Raw genomic sequence first — 317 nt, forward strand, 5'->3', positions numbered from 1 at the left:
CGACTTGAATGGCAGCTTCTCGTTGAGGATCAGCGCCAGCCAGAGGCCGAGCGCAAACTTCAGGATCGAAGCGCTGACCGTGTAGAGCACGGTGTTGAAGACCGACAGCCAGAACACGCTGTCGCTCCACAGATACTCGTAGTTCTCGACGCCGATATAGATGCCCGGCCGGCCGATGCGGGTGTCGGTGAAGCCGAGCCAGACGCCGAGCCCGAGCGGATAGGTAAGGAAGACCAAGAGCAGCGCAGCCGCCGGCAGCATGAAGCCGAGGCCGAGCGCGTTGCGGCTCTCGGCGAGCCGCGCCAGGACGGACGGAC

Annotated in this window: 1 pseudogene; it reads right to left on the reverse strand. The window is 64.4% G+C overall.

Features of this window, described 5'->3' with window-relative positions:
• A pseudogene (locus tag EN859_RS36585) lies at positions 1-317 on the reverse strand (sugar ABC transporter permease); the annotation flags it as partial.

The sequence above is a fragment of the Mesorhizobium sp. M00.F.Ca.ET.216.01.1.1 genome (genome assembly GCF_004010325.2).
Taxonomy (GTDB): Bacteria; Pseudomonadota; Alphaproteobacteria; order Rhizobiales; family Rhizobiaceae; genus Mesorhizobium.